19 protein-coding genes and 2 pseudogenes are annotated in these 20,592 nt (G+C 69.2%); 4 read left to right on the forward strand and 17 right to left on the reverse strand.

Annotation, left to right across the window (positions count from 1 at the left end; translation table 11 throughout):
• Positions 1-17: 17 nt before the first annotated feature.
• Together rsmG and mnmG are read right to left on the reverse strand one after the other, a co-directional pair.
• Positions 18-667 (reverse strand): annotated as a pseudogene (gene rsmG / locus Y694_RS05985) (16S rRNA (guanine(527)-N(7))-methyltransferase RsmG); the annotation flags it as partial.
• Entirely contained in the window at positions 664-2,667 is a 2,004-nt protein-coding gene (gene mnmG, locus Y694_RS05990) for a tRNA uridine-5-carboxymethylaminomethyl(34) synthesis enzyme MnmG (protein WP_036230755.1), read from the reverse strand. The gene mnmG and the pseudogene rsmG, both read right to left, overlap by 4 nt.
• Positions 2,668-2,778: 111 nt before the next feature.
• Between mnmG and Y694_RS05995 the strand changes: the two genes are divergently transcribed.
• A complete protein-coding gene (locus Y694_RS05995) occupies positions 2,779-3,039 on the forward strand; it encodes a hypothetical protein (RefSeq protein WP_011831361.1) in 261 nt (86 codons plus the stop codon).
• A 13-nt stretch (positions 3,040-3,052) separates the two neighbouring features.
• On the opposite strand, the gene Y694_RS06000 is transcribed toward Y694_RS05995, so the two are convergent.
• The 8 genes from Y694_RS06000 to Y694_RS06030 all read right to left on the reverse strand — a co-directional run bounded on the left by Y694_RS06000 (position 3,053) and on the right by Y694_RS06030 (position 11,960).
• A complete protein-coding gene (locus Y694_RS06000) occupies positions 3,053-3,277 on the reverse strand; it encodes a DUF2061 domain-containing protein (protein WP_011831362.1) in 225 nt (74 codons plus the stop codon).
• Between the two features lie 96 nt (positions 3,278-3,373).
• A complete protein-coding gene (otsA, locus tag Y694_RS06005; protein WP_011831363.1) occupies positions 3,374-4,765 on the reverse strand; it encodes an alpha,alpha-trehalose-phosphate synthase (UDP-forming) in 1,392 nt (463 codons plus the stop codon).
• A gap of 19 nt (positions 4,766-4,784) precedes the next feature.
• Positions 4,785-6,581, reverse strand: a complete 1,797-nt coding sequence (locus Y694_RS06010) for a glycoside hydrolase family 15 protein (RefSeq protein WP_152543393.1) — start codon at positions 6,579-6,581, stop codon at positions 4,785-4,787.
• A complete protein-coding gene (gene otsB / locus Y694_RS06015; RefSeq protein ID WP_051495600.1) occupies positions 6,578-7,342 on the reverse strand; it encodes a trehalose-phosphatase in 765 nt (254 codons plus the stop codon). The genes Y694_RS06010 and otsB overlap by 4 nt, the downstream gene beginning before the upstream one ends.
• An 81-nt stretch (positions 7,343-7,423) precedes the next feature.
• Positions 7,424-9,562, reverse strand: a complete 2,139-nt coding sequence (locus Y694_RS06020) for a peptidase domain-containing ABC transporter (RefSeq protein WP_036230782.1) — start codon at positions 9,560-9,562, stop codon at positions 7,424-7,426.
• 13 nt (positions 9,563-9,575) lie between these two features.
• Positions 9,576-10,739, reverse strand: coding sequence for an HlyD family efflux transporter periplasmic adaptor subunit (locus Y694_RS06025; protein WP_152543392.1), 1,164 nt, complete (start codon positions 10,737-10,739; stop codon positions 9,576-9,578).
• Positions 10,740-10,944: 205 nt separating this feature from the next.
• Entirely contained in the window at positions 10,945-11,112 is a 168-nt protein-coding gene (locus tag Y694_RS24080; protein ID WP_155935789.1) for a hypothetical protein, read from the reverse strand.
• A 134-nt stretch (positions 11,113-11,246) separates the two neighbouring features.
• Complete coding sequence (locus tag Y694_RS06030) at positions 11,247-11,960, reverse strand: LuxR family transcriptional regulator (RefSeq protein ID WP_011831369.1); 714 nt, start codon at positions 11,958-11,960, stop codon at positions 11,247-11,249.
• A 288-nt stretch (positions 11,961-12,248) separates the two neighbouring features.
• Here Y694_RS06030 and Y694_RS06035 point away from each other — a divergent pair, with 288 nt between their 5' ends.
• A complete protein-coding gene (locus Y694_RS06035; RefSeq protein ID WP_155935790.1) occupies positions 12,249-12,575 on the forward strand; it encodes a hypothetical protein in 327 nt (108 codons plus the stop codon).
• A gap of 35 nt (positions 12,576-12,610) precedes the next feature.
• On the opposite strand, the gene Y694_RS06040 is transcribed toward Y694_RS06035, so the two are convergent.
• The 5 genes and pseudogenes from Y694_RS06040 to Y694_RS06060 all read right to left on the reverse strand — a co-directional run bounded on the left by Y694_RS06040 (position 12,611) and on the right by Y694_RS06060 (position 17,317).
• Positions 12,611-13,078 carry a GNAT family N-acetyltransferase gene (locus tag Y694_RS06040; protein WP_011831371.1) on the reverse strand — a complete coding sequence of 156 codons (468 nt, stop codon included), beginning with the start codon at positions 13,076-13,078 and terminating at the stop codon, positions 12,611-12,613.
• A 46-nt stretch (positions 13,079-13,124) separates the two neighbouring features.
• Positions 13,125-14,318: an ABC transporter permease gene (locus tag Y694_RS06045; RefSeq protein ID WP_051495602.1), complete on the reverse strand. Its 1,194-nt coding sequence runs from the start codon at positions 14,316-14,318 to the stop codon at positions 13,125-13,127.
• The gene (locus Y694_RS06050; RefSeq protein ID WP_036230762.1) at positions 14,315-15,103 is read right to left on the reverse strand and encodes an ATP-binding cassette domain-containing protein; all 789 of its coding nucleotides are present in this window, start codon (positions 15,101-15,103) and stop codon (positions 14,315-14,317) included. Before Y694_RS06050 ends, Y694_RS06045 begins: the two co-directional genes overlap by 4 nt.
• Entirely contained in the window at positions 15,100-16,572 is a 1,473-nt protein-coding gene (locus Y694_RS06055; protein WP_231497558.1) for an alpha/beta fold hydrolase, read from the reverse strand. Before Y694_RS06055 ends, Y694_RS06050 begins: the two co-directional genes overlap by 4 nt.
• A gap of 39 nt (positions 16,573-16,611) precedes the next feature.
• Positions 16,612-17,317 (reverse strand): annotated as a pseudogene (locus Y694_RS06060) (sulfite exporter TauE/SafE family protein).
• Between Y694_RS06060 and Y694_RS25525 the strand changes: the two are divergent.
• A complete protein-coding gene (locus tag Y694_RS25525) occupies positions 17,229-17,450 on the forward strand; it encodes a hypothetical protein (protein ID WP_231497560.1) in 222 nt (73 codons plus the stop codon). The pseudogene Y694_RS06060 and the gene Y694_RS25525 overlap by 89 nt on opposite strands.
• Positions 17,451-17,679: 229 nt before the next feature.
• On the opposite strand, the gene Y694_RS06065 is transcribed toward Y694_RS25525, so the two are convergent.
• On the reverse strand, positions 17,680-19,326 hold the full coding sequence (locus Y694_RS06065; protein WP_036230766.1) for a GMC family oxidoreductase: 1,647 nt from the start codon (positions 19,324-19,326) through the stop codon (positions 17,680-17,682).
• A complete protein-coding gene (locus Y694_RS06070) occupies positions 19,323-19,961 on the reverse strand; it encodes a MarC family protein (RefSeq protein WP_036230768.1) in 639 nt (212 codons plus the stop codon). Before Y694_RS06070 ends, Y694_RS06065 begins: the two co-directional genes overlap by 4 nt.
• 261 nt (positions 19,962-20,222) lie before the next feature.
• Here Y694_RS06070 and Y694_RS06075 point away from each other — a divergent pair.
• On the forward strand, positions 20,223-20,592 hold a 370-nt coding region (locus Y694_RS06075), incomplete at its 3' end, for an RNA-binding protein (RefSeq protein WP_036230770.1).

Raw genomic sequence — 20,592 nt, forward strand, 5'->3', positions numbered from 1 at the left:
ACTTCAGCCTTTCGATGCATCCAGACGATGCAGCGCTCGGCATCCAGCCAGGCACCTGCAAGGGTTCCACGTGAAACACCTCGATCGACGACGGCAAGACTGCCATTTCCTCGTGCGGGACCTGACCCTTCATCGCCATCCACACACCGTCGGGCGCAAGCGCCGCCTCGGTGAGCGTGACAAAGTCGGCCAGCGAGGCGAAGGCGCGGGAGGTGATCACGTCGAAATTGCTCGACGCCAAGGATTCCACCCGGGCATGCAGCGCCTGGAAATGCGTCAGCCCAAGCTCCACCCCCACCTGCCGGATGAAGCTGGCCTTCTTCGAGACCGTGTCTACACAGCTGACATGGATTTCCGGGCAAGCGACCGCAATCGTCACACCGGGCAGTCCTGCCCCGCTGCCGACATCGAGCAACGCGATCGCCGTCGCTCGTGTTTGCCGTCGCAGCGGCGCGACGACCGCCAAGCTGTCGAGCAGGTGCTGGGTCAGCATCTGCGCCGGCTCGCGCACCGCGGTGAGGTTGTAGACCCGGTTCCAGCGGTCGATCAGCGCCAGGTGCTGCAGCAGTTGCTGTTGCTGCATCGCTGTCAGCGCGAGTCCCAGCGCCTGCGCGCCCTGCTCCAGTCCTTGCGCCAGCGCCTTTGCGTCGAAAGGGGCCACCGTCATGCGGCCGCGCTGCCCGGCTCGGCAGCATCGGCGCCGAAGCCGCGATGGCGGCCCTTCTTCAAGTGGATCAGCAGCAGGGAGATCGCCGCCGGCGTCACGCCCGAGACGCGTGCGGCTTGCCCCAGCGTTTCAGGGCGCAGCGCCTGGAGCTTCTGGCGGACCTCGTGGCTCAGCGCCGCGACCTGTCGGTAATCGAGCGACTCCGGCAGCTTGACGTCTTCATACTGCGCCGCGCGCTCGACCTGTTCGTTCTGCTTGTCGATGTAGCCGGCGTACTTGGTCGCGATCTCCAGTTGCTGGATCACGGCGTCGGCCAGAGCCGGCCCCCACTCGTTGCGCAACGCCGCCCGCGACCAGGCTGCGGCGGCCGGATCGTCGGCCTGCCGCCCCTCACTCCGCCTTGCGTGGGCGATCTGCGCGACCTCGGCCACCGCGTCGAAGTCGACCCCCGGTCGGCGCAGCAGGTCGACCAGTGCGTACTCGTGCTCCAGCGCTTTGCCGACCAGACGCTCGGCGTCGGCCGCTGGCAGCAGCGCGGCATTCACCCAGGTGGACTTCAGGCGCTCGGTTTCACGTGAAACAGCATCTCGCTTGCGGTTGAACGCCGCCCAGCGTTCGTCGTCGACCAGGCCCATCTCGCGCCCGGCGTCGGTCAGCCGCAGGTCGGCGTTGTCTTCCCGCAGTTGCAAGCGGAACTCCGCGCGGCTGGTGAACATGCGATAGGGCTCGGTCACGCCTTTCGTGATGAGATCGTCGACCAGCACGCCCAGATAGGCCTGGTCGCGCCGGGGCAGCCAGGCGTCGAGCTCCTGCACCTGCCGCGCCGCGTTGACGCCGGCGAACAGCCCCTGCGCCGCCGCCTCCTCGTAGCCGGTTGTGCCGTTGATCTGGCCGGCGAAGAACAGGCCGCCGATCGCCTTGGTCTCGAAGCTCGACTTCAGCCCGCGTGGATCGAAGTAGTCGTACTCGATCGCATAGCCGGGCCGCAGGATGTGCGCCTGTTCCAGCCCGGACATCGAGCGCAGCGCCGCGAGCTGGATATCGAAGGGCAGCGAGGTGGAGATGCCGTTCGGGTAGAACTCGTGCGTGCTCAACCCTTCGGGCTCCAGGAAGATCTGGTGCGAGGTCTTGTCGGCGAAGCGGTTCACCTTGTCCTCGATGCTGGGGCAGTAGCGCGGCCCCACCCCTTCGATCACGCCGGTGAACATCGGGCTGCGGTCGAAGCCGCTGCGGATGATCTCGTGGGTGCGTTCGCTGGTGTGGGTGATCCAGCATGGCAGCTGCCGCGGGTGCATCGCCGCATCGCCCATGTAGCTGAACACCGGGACCGGATCGGCATCGCCCGGCTGTTCCAGCAACCGCTCGAAGTCGATCGTGCGACCATCGATGCGCGGCGGCGTGCCGGTCTTCAGCCGACCCTGCGGCAGCTGCAATTCCTTGAGCCGGGCCGACAGGCTCTGCGCCGGCGGATCGCCGGCACGCCCGGCCGCATAGTTCTGCAAACCGACGTGAATACGACCGTCGAGAAAGGTGCCCGCCGTCAGTACCACAGCCTTGCTACGAAAGCGAACGCCTACTTGCGTCACGGCACCTGTCACGCGGTCGCCCTCGACGATCAGGTCATCGACCGCCTGCTGGAACAGCCACAGCCGCGGCTGGTTCTCGAGCCGGCGGCGGATGGCCGCCTTGTAGAGCACACGATCGGCCTGCGCCCGCGTGGCACGCACCGCCGGACCCTTGGAACCATTCAGGATGCGGAACTGGATGCCCGCCTCGTCGGTCGCCAGGGCCATCGCACCACCAAGCGCGTCGATTTCCTTGACGAGATGTCCCTTGCCGATGCCACCGATCGACGGGTTGCAGCTCATCTGCCCCAACGTCTCGATGTTGTGCGTGAGCAGCAGCGTTGCACAGCCCATCCGCGCCGCGGCGAGCGCCGCCTCGGTGCCAGCATGGCCGCCACCGACGACGATCACGTCGAATTCCTGGGGATAGAGCATCGGGGCTTTCGGGGCCGGAGCCGGCCGGAAAAGCCACAATTTTAAGCAGCCCGATCCCGTCCGTCACCGCGTGGGGACGCCTCGGGGCGCCGGGCCGACGACAATCCGCCGATGGATTGCCGACCCGCCTGTGCCGCCTGCTGCATCGCGCCGTCGATCTCGACGCCCCTGCCCGGCCACCCGCAGGGCAAGCCGGCCGGCGTCGCCTGCGCGCAGCTGGATGTTGACCTGCGCTGCCGGCTGTTCGGACGGCCCGAGCGGCCAGCGGTGTGTGGCTCGCTGCAGCCGTCGGCCGAGATGTGCGGCGCGCGCCGCGAGCACGCGCTGCGCTGGCTGGCGTGGCTGGAAACAGCCACCGCCACCACCAGCTGAAGCGGATCGCCGCTCAGGCCGCCGTCGCAGGCGCCGCCGCTTGCCCGCGGAGCCGGGCCCGCCAAGCTTTCCAACGCGGCGAATCCCAGGCCTTGTCGAAGAAGTAATGCGCCACCGTGTTCACCAGCGGTTCGACAAAGGTGATGGCCCCAGCGATGGCCACATTGCCCGTCAAGGCATAGCTCACGCCGAAGGCGATGCCCAGGTGCATCACGCCGAAGCTTGCAGTCTTGGCCATGGTGTTATCGCTATCGAAAATAAATCCTGATAGCGAAAAATACACCGATCGCCGTGATTCACCAATCGTGCGGCTCGATCGCCGGGATAGCCAGGCTCACCCAGGCGCACGTTCGGCGGCCTGCAAGGCCTGCAGGAATTCGCGTCGCCAACGGTGCACGTCGTGCTCGCGAACACCTGCGAGCAAGGCCTGATGCCGCTCCACCCGCTCGGACAGCGGCATCCGCAGCGCGCGCTGCACCGCACCCGCGGTGGCGCCGATGTCGTATGGATTGACCAGCAGGGCCGCGCGCATCTGCTCGGCCGCACCGGCAAAGCGGGACAGCACCAGCACGCCGGGGTCGGCGGCGTCCTGCGCCGCGACGAACTCCTTGGCCACTAGGTTCATGCCGTCGCGCAGCGGCGTGACCAGGGCCACGCGCCCGGCGCGGTACAGCCCCGGCAGCCGTCGCCGCGCCAGCGTGCGGTGGATGTAGCGCACCGGCATCCAGTCGAGTTCGCCGTACTCGCCGTTGATCTGCCCCGACAGACCCTCGAGCTCGCGGCGGATGTCCTCGTAGCTCTCCACGCCCTCGCGCGTCGGTGTGGCCACCTGGATCAAGGTCGCGCTGTTGCGATTCTCGGGGTAGTCGGCCAGCAGCCGATGGAAAGCGCGCAGGCGCTGCGGCAGGCCCTTGGAGTAATCGAGCCGGTCGACCCCGATCAACAGCTGACGCAGCGGGTACTGGCTGCGCAGTGTCTCGCGCGTCTCGATCGACTCCGGCGTCTGCGCCAGGGCCTGGAACTCGTCGACGTCGATGCCGATCGGGAAGGCCCGCGCACAAACCTGTTGGCCGAAGGCGCGGTACTGGTCACGGCCCAGGCGCTCGGCCCCAGCCTCCATCTCGACATAGCGGGCGAAGTGGGCCACGTCGGCCTCGCTCTGCAGCCCGATCAGGTCATAGGCGAACAGCGAGCGCATCAGCATGTCGTGCGCCGGGATTGCCGCCATCACCAGCGGCGGCGGCATCGGGATGTGCAGGAAGAAGCCGATGCGCTGACGGCAGCCGAGAGCGCGCAACTCGGCCGCCAGCGGGATCAGATGGTAGTCGTGCACCCAGATGATGTCGTCCGGCTTCAGCAGCGTGCTCAGCTTGCGGGCGAACAGCCGGTTGACGCGCTGATAGCCTTCGAAATACCCGTCGTCGAACTGCGCCAGATCGAGCCGGTAGTGAAACACGGGCCACAGCACCCGGTTCGAGTAGCCGGCGTAATAGGCCGCGTGGTCGTCGCTGCCGAGGTCGAGCGTCGCGAGCGTGACCTTCCCCGACGGCTGCAGGTGCAGATCGCCCTCGCCGCGAGCGCCGCCGGCCACCACCTTGCCGCTCCAGCCGAACCACAGGCCACCGCTCTCGGAGAGCGCATCGCCCAATGCGACGGCCAGCCCGCCGGCGGCCGCCTTGCGCGGGTCACCGATCCGGTTGGACACCACCACCAACCGAGACGTCATCGCGTGAGCCCTGCTCGCATCAGATCACCGTGTCCCAGGGCGCCGACAGACGCATTGCGGCATTGATGATGCCGACCATCGAATAGGTCTGCGGGAAGTTGCCCCACAGCTCGCCGGTGCGCGGGTCGGTGTCTTCCGAAAGCAGGCCCAGTGCATTGCGCGACGCGAGCATGGATTCGAAGATCTGACGGGCCTGCTCGCGCCGGCCGATGCGCACCAACGCGTCGATGCGCCAGAAGGCGCAGATGTTGAAGGCCGTCTCAGGTTTGCCGAAGTCGTCGGCCGCCTCGTAGCGACGCATGTAGGGGCCATCGCACAGATGGACCTCCAGCGCGTCGACCGTCGCGACGAAGCGCGGGTCCATCGGGTCGATGAAGCCCACTTCGGCCATCAGCAGCACGCTGGCATCGAGATCCTCGCCACCCAGGCTCTCGGCGAAGGCCTGGCGCTTGTCGCTCCAGGCTTCGCGCAGCACGCGCTCACGGATCGCCGCGGCCCGGCCGCGCCAGTGGGCGTCCCGCTCGGGCAGGCCCAGACGGGTGGCGATCTTCGCCAGCCGATCGCAGGCCGCCCAGCACATCAGCGCCGACGAGGTGTGCACCCGCGCGCGCGTGCGCAGCTCCCACATTCCCGCATCGGGCTGGTCGTGCACCAGCCAGGCCTGCTCGCCCACCGCCTCGAGCCGCACGAAGTCGTCGGCGTCAGCGCGGCGGAACAGCCGCAGATCATGGAAGGACTGCGACGCCCCGAGCAGCACGTTGCCGTACACGTCGTGCTGCGCGTGCGTGTGCGCCTGGTTGCCGCGCCGCACCGGACCCATGCCGCGGTAGCCGCGCAGATGCGGGAGTTCTTCCTCGGGCAGATCCTTCTCGAGGCCCAGGCCGTACAGCGGCTGGATGAAGCCCCCGCGCGCGTCGCGCACCACGTTGTGCAGCCAGCGCAGGTAGTCCTCCATCGTCTCCAGTTCGGACAGGCTGTTGAGCGCCCGCACCACGAAAAAGGCGTCACGCAGCCAGCAGTACCGGTAATCCCAGTTGCGGCCGCTGCCCGGCGCCTCGGGCAGACTGGTGGTCATCGCCGCGACGATCGCGCCGGTCTCGTCGAACAGGCACAGCTTGAGCGTGATCGCGGCGCGGATGACGGCCGCCTGCCATTCCAGCGGCAGGGCCAGCCGGCGGGTCCAGGTGCGCCAGTAGAGCGAGGTGAGTTCCTCGAAATCGCGCGCCACCTCGGCCGCGCCACGCTCCAGCGTCTCGTCGGGGCCGAGCAGCAGGTTCAGCGGCGCCGCCAGCGAGAACCAGGTCTCGTCCTGCACATAGGTGATGGGCGCATCGGTGGTGAGACGCAGCGTCCCGGTCGGGCCGGCGTACCGCAAGTGATGGCTGCCGCGCGCGACCTCCGGCGCGACGCGCCCCCAGTCGGCACGAGGCCGCAGGCTGACGCGCACGCGCGGATGGCCCTGCAGCGGATGCACCCGCCGCACCAGCATCGCGGGCCGGAAGGTGCGGTCGCGGCTGAGGAAGCGCGGTGCGAAATCGGTGATCTCGATCACATCGCCGTCGGCACTGAACAGCCGCGTGCGCAAGATGGCGGTGCCTTCGTCGTAGGCCTGCTCGCTGCGCACGAAGTTCTCGATCTCGATGCACCAGCTGCCGTCGGCCGGCCACGCGTCGGGCGTGTCGATCAGCGCGTGGAAGGTCGGGTCGCCGTCGAAGCGCGGCAGGCAGCACCAGACGATGCGGGCCTCGCGGTCGATCAGCGCGCTGATCGCGCAGTTGCCGACCAGACCCAGCTCGAGCGAAGCCGCTGCGCTCACCGGGCGACCTCCAGCGCGACGGGATATGCCGGCTGGGGCAGCGCCGCCTGCAGCCACAACCGCACCGCCTCGGGGCCACCCAGACGGAACTGGGCACCGCTCGGCCCGTCACCCACCTTGATGCCGATGCCGCCGACCGCCTGCACGGCGGCGAAGCCGTCCTCGTCGGTCGCATCGTCGCCGACGAACACGGGCTGCCGCCCGGCGAACGCCGGATGCGCCAGGAACTCGCTCACCGCGTTGGCCTTGGTCGCGCCGCGCGGCTTGACCTCGACCACGCACTTGCCGAGCAGCACGGTCAGCTCGGCGTGCGGGCGTGCGGCGGCCAGCATCATGCGGGCGCACATGTCGCCCAGATGCGGCGCGTCGCGATAGTGCAGGGCCAGTGCGCCCGGCTTGCGCTCGAGCCGCAGGTCGGGCGTGCGTGCCACCAGACGTTCGACGCGGTGAATCAGGGTGTCCGGCAGGCCGCCGGCGAGCCGGCGCGTCGGCCCGTCGCCATCGCGACGCTCGACGCCGTGCACGCCTGCCGCCGGCAGTCGCAGCGGCGCAAGCCAGGCATCGAGTTCGCTGAGCGGGCGTCCGCTGACGAGGGCCAGTGCCCCGCCGAGCAGCGCGTGCAGCTGCTGCAAGGTCGGCACCAGCCAGGCACCGACCTCGATGCCGTCGGGCCGCGGGGCGATCGGTACCAGGGTTCCGTCGAAATCGAGGAACAGGGCGGCGCGCGGATCGAGCGCCGGAGGGCGCAGGGCATCTTCCATGACAAAGCGTACCCTAGCAAAGTCGCGGCCCGGCACGACCGCATCGGCGGCAGAGCCGCAGCGGGCCGCTGCGGCTTTCGGTCAGTTGCCCGGCTCGGACTGCTGCGTGTTCGGCACGCTGCGCAGGTCCTGCGCGACGCGCCCCTGCTGGAGCACGATCACGCGGGCCGCCGCCGCGATGGTCTCGGGCCGGTGGGCGACGATCACGCGCGTGATGTCGAGCCCGCGGATGGCCTGGTTGACCTGCCGCTCCCGCTCGACATCGAGTGCGCTCGTCGCCTCGTCGAGAAACAGGATGCGAGGTTGCTTGTACAGCGCACGGGCCAGCAGGATGCGCTGGCGCTGACCACCGGACAGGCTGGCGCCCATGTCGCCGATCAGCGTGTGGTAACCCATCGGCAGCGCGTCGATCTCGTCGTTCACGCAGGCCAGCCGGGCGCACTGCTCGACCCAGGCGGCATCGGCATCCACGTCGAAGAACGAGATGTTGTCGGCAATTGACCCGGCGAACAGCTGGTCGTCCTGCATCACGGTGCCGATCATGGCGCGCCAGCGGCCGAGCCCCAGCTGCGACAGCGGCAGGCCTCCGATGCGGATCTCGCCGGCGGCGGGCGCGTGGATGCCGAGCATCAGCTTGAGCAGCGTGGTCTTGCCGCAGCCCGACGGTCCGACGATCGCCACCGCCTCGCCGGGCTCGATGTGCAGGCTGCAGCCCTTCAGCACGTCGGGCTCGGTATCCGCGTAGCGGAAGCTCACGTCGCGCAGCTCGATGCGCGGTGCGAGGTCGCGCGCCGCGTGCAGGCCCTCGCCCTGCGCCTCGGGCGCCGCCAGCACGATGTCGGCCAGGCGCTCGCCTTGCAGCCGCAGCATCTTCAGCTCGATCGCCTTGTCGATCAGACCGCTGACGCGCTGCGCGAACTGCTCCTTGAAGGCCAGGAACGCGAACAGCATGCCCACGGTGAACTGCTGATCCATCACCAGCAGCGCGCCGATGCCGATGACGGCGATGCGCTCGACGCCGAACACCAGCTTGTTGAGCACGGCGAAGGCGAGCTCGAGCTTCTTGATCGCGATGTCGGCGTTCATCGCGTCGACCACCAGGTTCATGAAGCGAGCGCGGCGCTCGTCCTGGCGATTGAACAGCTTGATCGCCTGCACGCCGCGCAGCGATTCGAGAAAATGCGTCGAGCGCTTCGCATCGTGCACGATCGCCTCTTCGGTCGCGTCGCGCAGCGGCGTGAAGAAGGCCCAGCGCAGCAGCGCGTAGAGCGCCACCGCGCCGATCGCGATGGCCGTCAATGTGGCGCTGTAGACCCACATCATCACCAGCGTGGCAACCACCAGCAGCCCGTCGAGCATGGCCTCGATGAAGCTGGTGGTCAGCGTCTGCTGGATCTTCTGCACCGCGCCGAAACGCGACATCACGTCACCGGCATGGCGCTTCTCGAACCACTCGACCGGCAGGCGCATCAGGTGTGCGAACACATTGCCCAGCCATTGCAGGTTGAGCGTGCTCGACAGGTAGAGCACCGCCCAGGACCGCAAGGCACCGGTGGCCACCTGAATCACCACGAGCAAGCCGAAGCCGATCACCAGCGTGAGCAGCAGGTCGCGGTCGGCGCTGAGCAGCGCGCCGTCGACCACCCACTGCAGGAAGAACGGCGCCAGCAGCATGAAGACCTCGAGCGCGAGCGCGAGCGCGAACACCTGCGCCAGCGAGCGCTTCAGGCCCCGCACCGGGCCGAGCAGCTGCCGCAGGCTGACGTGCTGGCGTTCGGTGCGGGGCTCGAAGCCTGTGCCGGGCATCAGCTCCAGCACCACGCCGGTGAAGTGGCGCGAGACCTCGGCCAGCGGCAGCCGCCGCACCCCGTGCGCCGGATCGTGGATGACGGCAACGCCTCGCTGCACCTTCGCCAGCACCACGAAGTGGTTCAGGTCCCAGTGCAGGATGCAGGGCAACTGCAGCTGCGAAAGATGCGCGAGCTCCGCGCGCAGCGGCCGTGCATTGAGCTGGAGTTGCCCCGCCATCGCCACCAGGTCGGCCAGCGTCACGCCCTTCAAGGACAGCGAGAAGCGCTGCCTCAAGCTCGGGAGGTCGCTGCGATGGCCGTGGTGCGAAGCCACCATGGCGAGGCAGGCCAGGCCGCACTCCGCCGCCTCGGTCTGCAGGATCATCGGCAGGCGCGGCGCGCCGAAGCCCATGCGCAAGGCGTTCGCCATCGTTGCCGGACGGTCAGGTGCGGCCCGCCGCCACACGGCCGGTCAGGCCGAGCAGCGGTTCGAACAGCCATTCGATCAGGCGGCGCCGGTCGAGCTCGACGTCCGCCTCCAGCTGCATGCCGGCCGACAGGGCCTGCTGCTGCCCGTAGGCCGGCACGCTCTGCCGATCGAGCGCCACCGTGATGCGGTACAGCGGCTCGCCGCTGACAGTGGAATAGTTCGCCACGCCGGCCAGCGGCACGCCGGCGAGCTCGGCCGACTGCAGCGGCGTGCGCGACACCTGCAGCACGTGGCCCGTCTGATGGCCGAACTTCTGGTACGGATAGGCTTGGTAGCGCAGCAGGACGGTCTGGTCCGGCCGCACGAAGCCGAGCGCGCTGGACGGCGCATACAGATGGGCCTGTAGCCGCGCATCCGACGGCACCAGGCTTGCCAACGCGGCGGCGGGGGACACGGATTGCCCCGGATCGGCCAGCACCGCACCCAGAACGCCGTCCGAAGGTGCTCGCACGACGATGCGCTGCCGCGCCTCGGTCTCCGCGGCCTCCTGGGCCACGGTGGCGAGGTCGCGTTCCAGCTCGCCGGTCGCCACCTGGGCGCGCAATGGCAGCTCACGCCGCTGCACTTCCAGCGCCCCGATCTCCCGCAACTGGGTCGCGCGCTGCCTCTCCAGGCCCTGCAGTTGCGCCTGCACCGCCAGTACCTCCTCCGACTTGGCCTGCACTTGGGCCGACGAAATGAAGTTGTCGGCCCGCAGCGACTCGAGCCGGGCCATCGCCTGCTCGGCCAGCACCAGGCGCTGGCGGTGCAATTGCGTCTCGACCTGGAGTTGGGCGAGCTCGCCACGCCGGTCGGCGATCTGGCGCTCCAGCGCGATCCGCTGCGCTTCGAGCAGGGCCGCCTGCTGCTGCACCGCACCCTGAAGGCTGCGCTCCTTGACCGCCAGGCTGCGCTGCACCGAGGCCTGGGCATCGCCGCTGGCGGTCGAGCGATCGACCGACAAAACGAACAGCGCGTCGCCGCGACGCACCGTCTGCCCCTCCTGGGCGTGGCGCTCCAGCACCGTCGCCGCTTCCGGCGGCAGCAGGCGGATCACGCCCTGGTCGGGCACCAGCACGCCCGCGACGCGCGCTTTGCGGGTGTACTCACCAACGTAGAGGTAAGTGACCACTGCCACGGCGACACCCACCGCACAGACAGTCAGCAGGGAAAGCGACAGAGGCCGTATGAGCTGGATGCCTCCCAGCCAAGCATGCTGGCGGGCATCGACTGCTTCGGACCTGAAAAGGGGCGACACCACGATCTAGCCCGCCGTCACAACGAGCGTATGGTGACAACCCCTCAAGCTTGCGACAGCCGCTGGGCGTCGCAAGCCACCCTCATCACCAGGTGTTTTTCGGCGCGGGCACGCGCGCACCCCCGCTGATTTGGCGCAGCTGGCCGGCATCGAGCGGCTGCGGCGCGGTCTGCGGTTCTGCCGACTTCTGCTGGACACGCTTGGTGGCCTTGACACGGGAAAAGCGCTCGGTGAACTGGCGGACGATCTGCATGGCTGCTCCTGGCTGGACCGGTAGGCACCGCCGCGGCGGTGAATTGGTCAGATTGAAGCAGCCCCCACGAACAAGGGATACTGAAAACTCTTACAGGGTCAAGGGCAAACCCTAGCGGCAGAACGCAGCGGCACCTAGCGGAGCAATCCCAACCGCAAGGCCTTGAGCACGGCCTGGTGCTTGTTCGTGCAGGCCAGTTTGTGCATCGCATTGTTGATGTGCAGCACCGCCGTCCGCTCCGAGATGCCCATGATGGAGCCGACCTCCCAGGCGGTCTTGCCGTCCATCGTCCAGCGCAGGCTGTCCAGTTCGCGGGGCGTGAGTTTCGGCCGCTCGAGCTGCAGGCGCTCCGGCACCAGCACCCGCATCGCCGTGTCCTGGGCATGCACCGCGAACAGCTGCAGGTCGGCGACGAGGCGCGTCACTTCGCCGCGGTCCTTCGGCAAGGCCTGGTCGCGATCCACCCCGATCACAAAGTGCCGGCCTTCGGGCATGTGCAACGCCAGGCAGATCCCGGTGCGAAAGCCGAACCGCGCCTGCGCCTCCCACATGCTGCCTTGACCGGCAGACACATAGGTGCTCTGGTCCCAGATGATCGGCACACTCTGCCGCTTGCAATGCTGCATCACCGGGTCGAGCTGACCGGCCTTGGGATCCTCGATGGCGTCCTTGTAGGCGTCGGGCGCATTGTCGATGGCGACGAATTCGGTATCGCCCACCGGGTGGTCGACCACCGTGATGGCCGACACCGTCTCGAACCCGAGCCGCTTCGCGAAACGCACGACCTCCCCGCGAAACTCATCGCGGTTGCGCGCCTCGAGCACCGATTGAAAGCTGCCCAGCAGCATCCTGTTGTCTATCCCGGTTCTGTCATGAACGACTCGTGACGGAATCGATGTTCCTTCGTTTCCAGCGAGCGTCCCTGAAAAGGTTTACAGCTGCCAACGACCGCCCTGGTCTCCACACTTCCGACCTCTGTAGCAGTTGCCGGGTGCAAGCCCGTTCATATCATGATTCCTGCATGGACCGTCAACGCGTGGCCCTCTGCATTGTGGCAGCCCGGCCGCGATGCGCCGCTGCACTTTGTGCACCTTGGCACGCATGTGTCGACTCGACTGAACAAGGATTGGCCCAGCATGGGCCAGACCGTCTGGGGAGGTCGCGCGGGCGACAGTGCCGCCGGCATTTCCTGGGACTGGATCGAGGTGTCCGAAGGCATCATCGCGATCGCCGACCCGATGATGATGATCACCAACCTGCGACTGCTCGGCAGCGAGGGCGAGGTGCTCACCGCGCACGAGGTGGCACCGCATCTCAACGGCCTGGTGCATCGCCTGCCCTGGCAGGCCGAAGTGAGCCGCGCCCTCGAGCAGACACAGCACACGCTGCCGCGGCCTGCCATGCCGTTCGCCGGCATCACTTCAAAATCGCTGTCGGCCGGAGCGGGCGGCTGGTTGACCTGAGGCCCGCGGGCCCGGGGGCGCGCCGTGGAGGCGACTCAGCCGCGGCGCAGCATCTCGATGTGCGGCATGTCGTCCTCGAGGTAGGGCTCGCCAATGCTGAGGAAGCCCGCTTCCGCGTAGAAGCGTTCGAGCCGCAGCTGCGCCGAGATGCGCAGGCCCTGTCCCGGAAATGCCCCGGTGAGGTGGTCGACCGCGCGCCGTACCAGCGCGCGGCCCACGCCGGTGCCGCGCGCAACCGCCGTGGTCAGCACCCGGCCGAGCGACGGCTCGGCGTACTTCACGCCGGGGTCGACGAGGCGCGCATAGGCAAGCAGCACGCCGTCCGCGCGCCAGGCCGCGAGGTGGGCCGAGTGCTCGTCGACTTCGTCGGCATCCTGGAACACGCAGTCCTGCTCGACGGCGAACACCTGCTGGCGAGCGATGTGGATGCGCTGCAATTCGAGCGGCGACAGTTCATGCAGGCGCGCACAGCGCCAGGAGATTTCGGGAAGCGGATGGTCCATCGCCGCCGATGATGCCCCAGGCGCGCTGGCGCGTCGTCGGGCCGGCTCAGCGCACCGCCGCCGCGCGCAGCCGGCGCGCGATGTAGCCCAGGCACAAGGCCGTCAGCAGCAGGGCCACAGCCAGCGGCGCCAACAGGTCCGTCGCCGACAGGCTGTCACCGCGCAGCACGCGGTTCATCAGCGTGTGCTGTGCCAGGGCCGGCAGCCACACGAACCAGGGCTTCTCGCCGCCCTGATTGAACAGGGTCAGCAGCGGCAGCAGCGACACCGCGAGGATGACCCCCGTGCTGTTGGCCTGCGCTTCCTTGAAGCTCCTGCAGCGGATTGCCACGGCCATCATCGCGGCCGACAGCGACGCCGCCAGCGGTAGCAGCACGAGCAGGAAGCCGAGCGCCTCGCGCGGGCCGAACAGGAACAGTGAACGCAGCGTCTCGCTGCGGATCAGCCACTGGGCGGGCAGGAAGCTCAATACGCTGAGCAGTGCGATCAGCATGCTCACGGCGGCCACGGCCCCCCACTTCCCGATCACCAGCGCCAGCGGCGCGGCCGGGTTCGTCAACAGCGGCTCGAGCGAGCCGCGCTCGCGTTCGCCCGCGGTGGTATCGAGCGCCGCATTCAACGCGCCGTACAGCACGGCCATGATCACGAAGAACGGCAGCAGGCCGGTGAACTGGGCGGCGCGGCTGCGCGTGCTGGCCAAGTCGCGCTCTTCCACATCGATGGCCTGCAACAGGGACCCTGGCACCCCGCGCAGGGCCAGCAACAGCGTGCCGCGCTCGCGGCTGAAGGCATCGAGGAGGCGGGCCAGCCGGCCCACGCCGGCCGCGGCCTGGCGGTTGCTGCTGTCGCTGACCAGCAGCACCTCGGGCGCCTCGCCGGCGGCCAGGCGGCGTTCGAAATCCTCGCCGACCACCAGCACCGGATCGCCGAGCCGCGCGTCGCGCAGGTGCCCCTCGTAATCGGCTGGTGCCGTCTCGATACGGAAGGTCTGGCGTTCGATGAAGTTGCGCAACGTCGGTGCGTGCTCGATGCCCTGCACCATCACCACACGCCGCTCGGCTTGCGACTCCAGCGTGGCGACCAGGCTCGACAGCAGCAGCAGCACCAGCGGGCCCATCAGCACGGCGCTGAGCAGCACGGTCGCCAGCGTGCGCCGGTCTCGCAGGGCATCGACCAGCTCCTTGCAAAACACCGCTGCGGCACCGGACCGGACCGCGGGCCCGAGATGACGACGCGTCATGCGCGGACCTCCTGCAGCTCCTGCGCGAAGGCCAGCTTTACGAAGACCTCCTCGAAGTCACGCTCGCCGGCGCTTTCGCAGAGTTGCGCCACCGTGCCCACCGCCACGGTGCGGCCATGCGCGACGACCACCACCTCGTCGCACAGCCGCTCCACCTCCTGCATGATGTGGCTCGACAGCACGATGCACTTGCCGCCGCCGGCGGGACTGCACAGGTGTCGCAGCGCCTCGCGAAGTGCGCGGGTGGCCAGCACGTCGAGGCCGTTGGTCGGCTCGTCGAGGATGATGTTGGCCGGATCGTGCACCAGCGCGCGCGCCAGTGCCGTCTTCATGCGCTCCCCTTGGCTGAAGCCTTCGGTGCGCCGCTCGAGCAGCGGCTTCATGTCGAGCGTCTGCGCCAGCACGTCGACGCGCGCATGCGCGGCATCGCGCTCCAGCCCATGCAGTGCCGCGTAGTAGACGATGTTCTCGCGCGCGCTCAGGCGCGGATACAGACCACGCGCGTCGCTCAGCACCCCCATGCGGCGCAAGGCCTGCCGCGGCGCCTGCAGCACGTCGATGCCATCGACCTCTATCGCGCCCGCGTCGGGCACGACCAGACCGGCCACCATGCGCAGCGTCGTGGTCTTGCCAGCCCCGTTGGGGCCCAGCAGCCCGGTGATGCGGCCATCGACCGCGGTGAAGTCCACCCGATCCACCGCCACCACCGGCGCGGGCGGCTTGCGCGCGCGCCAGCGGCTTGCCGGCGGGTCGAAGCGCTTGTGCAGGGCTTCGACGCGGATCATCGCACCGCTCCCGCCAGCGACGGTCCGGGCCGCGGCGGCTCGAACGCCGGCGGGCGCGGCAGGTGCGCCAGGCACCCGGCGTCGACCGCCAGGGCCTGGGCCTCGTCGTCCGCGTCGATGAAGCGGTACAGCAGCTCGCGCGTGCAGCCGATCGCCATCACGCCGTGACCGGCATTCGGTACCACCACATGACGTGCCCGCGGCCCGAGCGCCTTCACCACCCGCTCGCCATGGCGCGGCGGCGTCACCGGGTCGAGCGTGCCGCTGAAGGCCAGCACCGGAACCTGGCTGGTCGGCAGGTCGCGGAAAGCCGGCGGCACACTGCCGCGCGGCCAGTCGCGGCACAGCGCCGCATAGGGACGCAGGTACACGGCACCCAGCCCGGACGGCGGCGGAGCGGCGGCGTCCGGCGCATCCTCTGCGCACACCACCGAGAAATGCAGGCCCTCGAACAGCCGCGTCGTCCGCGGCCCGCCGCCCAGCACCCCGGCCAATCCGACCAGGGCCCCGTAGCGCCCGGCGGCCGCCTCGTCGATCGCGAAGGGCAGGGCCGCGGCCAGGCCCGGCGCGTACAGCGGCCCGCGCACCGCGTTGGCCAGCAGGTCGACATCGATCCTCACCGTGGCCGGCCGGCCATCCAGCGGATCGACCACGCTCGCTGGCCGAGGCGCGGCGCTCAGCAGGCCCTGCCAGTGCGCCCGCAGCCGCGGGTGGCGCGCCTGGCAGCTTGGCTCCTGCTCGCAGTCGGTGAAAAGCCGCGCCAGCGCGGCTTCCACATCCTGGCCCATGCTGGCGGGCAGCACCATGTCGGGCGGCGCGACGCCGTCGAGCACGATACGGCGCACATGCGACGGGAACTGCCGCAGATAGTCCAGCGCCGCCCGCGTGCCGTAGGAGCCGCCCACCAGGTTGATCTGCGACGCACCCAGTGCGGCCCGCACCGCATCGGCATCGGCCATCGCGATGCTCGTCGTGTACTGGCGCAGATCGCCGTGCGGCAGCTTTCGCAGCGAAGCCAGGCAGGCGGCGAGACGCTGGCGACCACGCTCGGCATCGAAGCGCTGCGCCAGCGGCAGCTCGTCCTCGGCGTCGCAGGCCAGGGGCGCCGAGCGCCCGGTGCCGCGCTGATCGATGAAGACCAGGTCACGCCGGTTGTTCAGGCGCTGGAACAGCGGCAGCACCGAACCGGCCAGCGCGATGGCGCTCTGTCCAGGGCCGCCGGCAAAGAAGAAGATCGGGTCGGCTCGCTTGTGACGCGCCGCCGCCGGCACGACCACGTAGTGCACCGTGACCGTCGTGCCCCCCGGCTGCGCCGGATCCAGGGCCCGCGTCACATGGCCGCACAACACCTCGTGCTTCAGGCCTTTGACGCGACAGGCCGTCGGCGCCGCGTCCTGCGCAGCGGCCGCGCCGGCCAGCCACAGCGCCGACAGCGTGGCCGCGCGACGGAGGAAACGGCTTGCTCTCATGCGCCGCGATTCTGCGCGAGCCCGGTGGCGCGGCATGCCTCAGCGGAGGAAGGCGTCGTAGCCCGTCTTCGCGATGAGCAGCGAGACGACGACGATGAAGACGCCGCGCACGAAGCCTGCACCATGCCGCAACGCGAGCCGCGTGCCCAGCAGGCTGCCCGCCACGTTCGCCACCGCCATCACCAGCGCGACGTGCCACCACACATGGCCGCTCCAGGCAAACGCGGCCAGCGCCGACAGATTGGTCGCCGTGTTCAGCAGCTTGGCGCTCGCGCTGGCATGCAGGAAGTCGTAGCCCAGCAGGCGCACGAACAGGAACACGAAGAAGCTGCCCGTGCCCGGACCGAAGAAGCCGTCGTAGAAGCCCACCACGGCGCCGATACCGCAGGCCCAGGCCGTCTCGCGGACACCGCTGTGCTGCGGCTCGTGGGTGCGTCCCAGATCCTTGCGGACCAGCGTGTACAGCAACACCCCCAGCAGGATGAAAGGCAGGGCGCGCCGCAGCCCGTCGGACGACACCTGCATCACCGCCCAGGCCCCCGCAAAGCCTACCGACCAGCGCCGCGCCGGCCGCCGGGAGCAGCGCTTGCCAGGGCAGCGTGACGCGCCTCGCGTACTGCGCCGTGGCCCAGGCGGTCCCCCACACGGCCGCGCCCTTGTTGGTGCCGAACAGCGTCGCCGGGGCGGCGCCCGGAAACACGCTGAAGAGCGCCGGCACCAGGATCAATCCGCCTCCGCCGACGATGGCATCGACGAATCCGGCGAACAGCGAGGCAAGCGTGACGGTGGCGAGATCGAGCATGCGGCGGGGTGGCAACGGCGTTGCGCATGATGCCTGGACCCACGCGCGGCCCGACGAAGAAGAGCGCCACAAATAAAAAGAGCGCCGGGGGTACCGGCGCTCTTGGCGCGTGGCGGGTGGGCCCGCGCTGTCGTCTCCTGGATGCTGGCGGTCGTCCACTCCGCCGCAGTCTTCGCTTGTCTCCTCGATCCCCCGCCTGACGGGACTGGCCCGCCGCGAGTGAGCGCACTATAGGGAGCCCCTCAAGGCACCGCATCGGGGTTTTCCGCAGCATGTTGGTGCGGCCGCCACGCCGCGACGCGCCTTCAACGCCGGTGGCCGTGATCGGCCCGAATCCACTGGGCCGCCTTCTCCGCAATCATCAGCGTGGGGCTGTTGGTGTTGCCGCTGGTGATCGTGGGCATCACGCTGGCGTCGACCACCCGCAGGCCGGCCACGCCGCGTACCCGCAGCTGCGCATCGACGACAGCCTGCGGGTCGTCGTCGCGCCCCATCCGGCAGGTGCCCACCGGGTGGAAGATCGTCGTGCCGATGTCGCCGGCCAGCCGCGCTAGCTCGGCGTCGGTCTGGAACTGCACGCCAGGCTTCACCTCCTCGGGCCGGTATTTGGCCAACGCCGGCTGCGCCGCGATGCGCCGCGTCACCCGCAGGCTGTCGGCCGCCACCTGGCGGTCGGCTTCGGTGGACAGGTAGCGCGGCGCGATGAGCGGCGCGTCCTCGAAGCGCGGGCTGCGGATGCGGATTGCGCCGCGGCTGGTCGGATTGAGGTTGCAGACGCTCGCCGTGAAGGCGTCGAAGCGATGCAATGGCTCACCGAACGCCTCCAGGCTCAGCGGTTGCACGTGGTACTCGAGGTTGGGCCACGTGTGGTCCGGCGACGAGCGGGTGAAGGCACCGAGCTGCGATGGCGCCATGCTCATCGGTCCGCTGCGCTTGAACGCGTATTCCAGGCCGATGCGGGCCCTGCCCCACCACGACGCCGACAGCGTGTTGAGCGTCGGCACGCCCTGCAGCTTGAAGACGGCGCGAATCTGGAGATGGTCCTGCAGGTTCTCGCCGACGCCGGGCAGGTCCTGCGCCACCGCGATGCCGTGCTGCTGCAGCAGCCCCGCCGGTCCCAGGCCCGACAGCTGCAGCAGCTGCGGCGAACCCACCGCACCGGCGCTGAGCAGCACCTCGGCACTGGCCCGGACGGTCTCGGGACCGTGGGGCGTCTGCACATCGCAGCCGGTGCAGCGCAGTGCGCCATCGGCACCGCGCTCGATCAGCAGCCGGGTCACCTGCACGCCGGTCCACATCTCGAAGTTGGGCCGGCCATAGCAGGTCGGTCGGAGGAAGGCCTTGGCCGTGTTCCAGCGCCAGCCGGCGCGCTGATTGACCTCGAAGTAGCCCACACCCTCGTTGTTGCCGCGGTTGAAGTCGGCGCTCGCCGGGATGCCGGCCTGCTGCGCGGCCAACGCGAACGCCTCCAGCACGTCCCAGCGCAGGCGCTGCTTCTCGACCCGCCATTCGCCGCCAGCGCCATGCATCTCGTCGGCGCCACCGTGGTGGTCCTCGTGCTGCTTGAAGACCGGCAGGCAGGCGTCCCAGCGCCAGCCGTCGTCGCCGGTCACCGCCGCCCAGTGGTCGTAGTCGCGCGACTGGCCGCGCATGTAGATCATGCCGTTGATGCTCGAGCAGCCGCCCAGCACCTTGCCGCGCGGGTAGCGCAGCGAGCGGCCGTTCAGCCCCGGATCGGGCTCGGTCTGGTAGAGCCAGTCGGTGCGCGGGTTGCCGATGCAGTGCAGGTATCCGACCGGGATGTGGATCCAGTGGTAGTCGTCGCGGCCACCGGCCTCGAGCAGCAGCACGCGCTTGGCCGGATCGGCGCTCAGGCGGTTGGCCAGCAGGCAGCCGGCCGTGCCGCCGCCGATGATCACGTGATCGAAGGTGGGGGTGACGTCGTCGTTCATCGCGGAATCGCCGATGCGAGCACCGGGAACAGTTTGGCCAGCCCTTCGGCCATGATCTCCACCGCCATCGCCGCCAGGATCAGGCCCATCAGCCGCGTCATCACGTTGATGCCGGTCTTGCCCAGCACCCGCGCGATGCGGCCCGACGCCATGAAGGCCAGGTAGACCGCCGCGCCGATCACCACCCCGTAGAGCACCAGCGTGCCCAGCTGCCACCAGTGGCGCGTGCGCTCGGCGTAGATGACCATCGTCGAGATGGTGGCCGGGCCGGTCAGCAGCGGGATCGTCAGCGGCACGACTGCGATGCTGGCCCCGGCGTCGGCCTTCTGGGCGCCCTCGCTCATGTCTTCCTTGCTGGTGTCGGCCGGCTGGGCGTTGAGCATCTGCAGCGAGCTGATCAGCAGCAGCGTGCCGCCGCCGACCTGGAAGGAGGCGATGCTGATGCCGAAGAACTCGATGATCTTCAGCCCTGCCACCGCGCTGATCGAGATCACGAGGAAGGCGCTGAAGGCGCTCACCCGAATGGTGCGCTGGCGCTGCTGCCGGTTGAAACCGCTGGTGAAGGTGATGAAGAAGGGAATGGCGCCGATCGGGTTGACGATGGCCAGGAGTGCGATCAGGGGTTTCAGATCCATCGCGGGATTCTCAGTCCCCGGCCATTCGCTTGTCGACCGAGGGCGCGTCCGGGCACCGCCCGAAGGGCCGCCAGGCCGCATGTTTGCTCGACTCCGATACAACACTCGGGTGCCCCACTACACCGAAAGTCACCTCTTCCCACATAATGGGCTTTCGTGTTTGGATGCGGCGCCTTCTCTGGATCGGTTCCGGCGGGTTGAGGCTCCACATATTGTTCGGTACCGCTGTACCGGTTTTCAGAGGAAGAAAGGCGCTCTCTCATGGGCAACAAGCTGTACGTGGGCAACCTTGCCTACAGTGTGCGCGACGACGATCTGCAACAGGCGTTCGGCGAATTCGGCGCCGTCACCTCGGCCAAGGTCATGATGGACCGGGACACCGGCCGCTCGAAGGGCTTCGGCTTCGTCGAGATGGGCTCCGATGCCGAGGCCCAGGCGGCCATCGAAGGCATGAATGGTCAGTCCCTGTCCGGTCGCGCGATCGTCGTCAATGAAGCCCGCCCTCGTGAAGAGCGGCCGGGTGGCTTCCGTGGTCCCTATGGCGGCGGCGGTGCCGGCGGCGGTGGTGGCTACGGCGGCGGCGGTGGTGGCCGCAGCGGCGGCGGTGGTGGTTATGGCGGTGGTGGTGGCG

Source organism: Methylibium sp. T29-B (assembly GCF_000576225.1).
GTDB lineage: Bacteria > Pseudomonadota > Gammaproteobacteria > Burkholderiales > Burkholderiaceae_C > Methylibium > Methylibium petroleiphilum.

What these genes read in the sequence shown, in the direction of transcription:
- mnmG (WP_036230755.1), bottom strand. Translation starts at nt 2,667, where the DNA reads ATGCTCTATCCCCAGGAATTCGACGTGATCGTCGTCGGTGGCGGCCAT.
- Y694_RS05995 (WP_011831361.1), top strand. Translation starts at nt 2,779, where the DNA reads ATGGATTGCCGACCCGCCTGTGCCGCCTGCTGCATCGCGCCGTCGATC.
- Y694_RS06000 (WP_011831362.1), bottom strand. Translation starts at nt 3,277, where the DNA reads ATGGCCAAGACTGCAAGCTTCGGCGTGATGCACCTGGGCATCGCCTTC.
- otsA (WP_011831363.1), bottom strand. Translation starts at nt 4,765, where the DNA reads ATGACGTCTCGGTTGGTGGTGGTGTCCAACCGGATCGGTGACCCGCGC.
- otsB (WP_051495600.1), bottom strand. Translation starts at nt 7,342, where the DNA reads ATGGAAGATGCCCTGCGCCCTCCGGCGCTCGATCCGCGCGCCGCCCTG.
- Y694_RS06020 (WP_036230782.1), bottom strand. Translation starts at nt 9,562, where the DNA reads ATGGCGAACGCCTTGCGCATGGGCTTCGGCGCGCCGCGCCTGCCGATG.
- Y694_RS24080 (WP_155935789.1), bottom strand. Translation starts at nt 11,112, where the DNA reads ATGCAGATCGTCCGCCAGTTCACCGAGCGCTTTTCCCGTGTCAAGGCC.
- Y694_RS06030 (WP_011831369.1), bottom strand. Translation starts at nt 11,960, where the DNA reads ATGCTGCTGGGCAGCTTTCAATCGGTGCTCGAGGCGCGCAACCGCGAT.
- Y694_RS06035 (WP_155935790.1), top strand. Translation starts at nt 12,249, where the DNA reads ATGGGCCAGACCGTCTGGGGAGGTCGCGCGGGCGACAGTGCCGCCGGC.
- Y694_RS06040 (WP_011831371.1), bottom strand. Translation starts at nt 13,078, where the DNA reads ATGGACCATCCGCTTCCCGAAATCTCCTGGCGCTGTGCGCGCCTGCAT.
- Y694_RS06045 (WP_051495602.1), bottom strand. Translation starts at nt 14,318, where the DNA reads ATGACGCGTCGTCATCTCGGGCCCGCGGTCCGGTCCGGTGCCGCAGCG.
- Y694_RS06050 (WP_036230762.1), bottom strand. Translation starts at nt 15,103, where the DNA reads ATGATCCGCGTCGAAGCCCTGCACAAGCGCTTCGACCCGCCGGCAAGC.
- Y694_RS06055 (WP_231497558.1), bottom strand. Translation starts at nt 16,572, where the DNA reads ATGAGAGCAAGCCGTTTCCTCCGTCGCGCGGCCACGCTGTCGGCGCTG.
- Y694_RS06065 (WP_036230766.1), bottom strand. Translation starts at nt 19,326, where the DNA reads ATGAACGACGACGTCACCCCCACCTTCGATCACGTGATCATCGGCGGC.
- Y694_RS06070 (WP_036230768.1), bottom strand. Translation starts at nt 19,961, where the DNA reads ATGGATCTGAAACCCCTGATCGCACTCCTGGCCATCGTCAACCCGATC.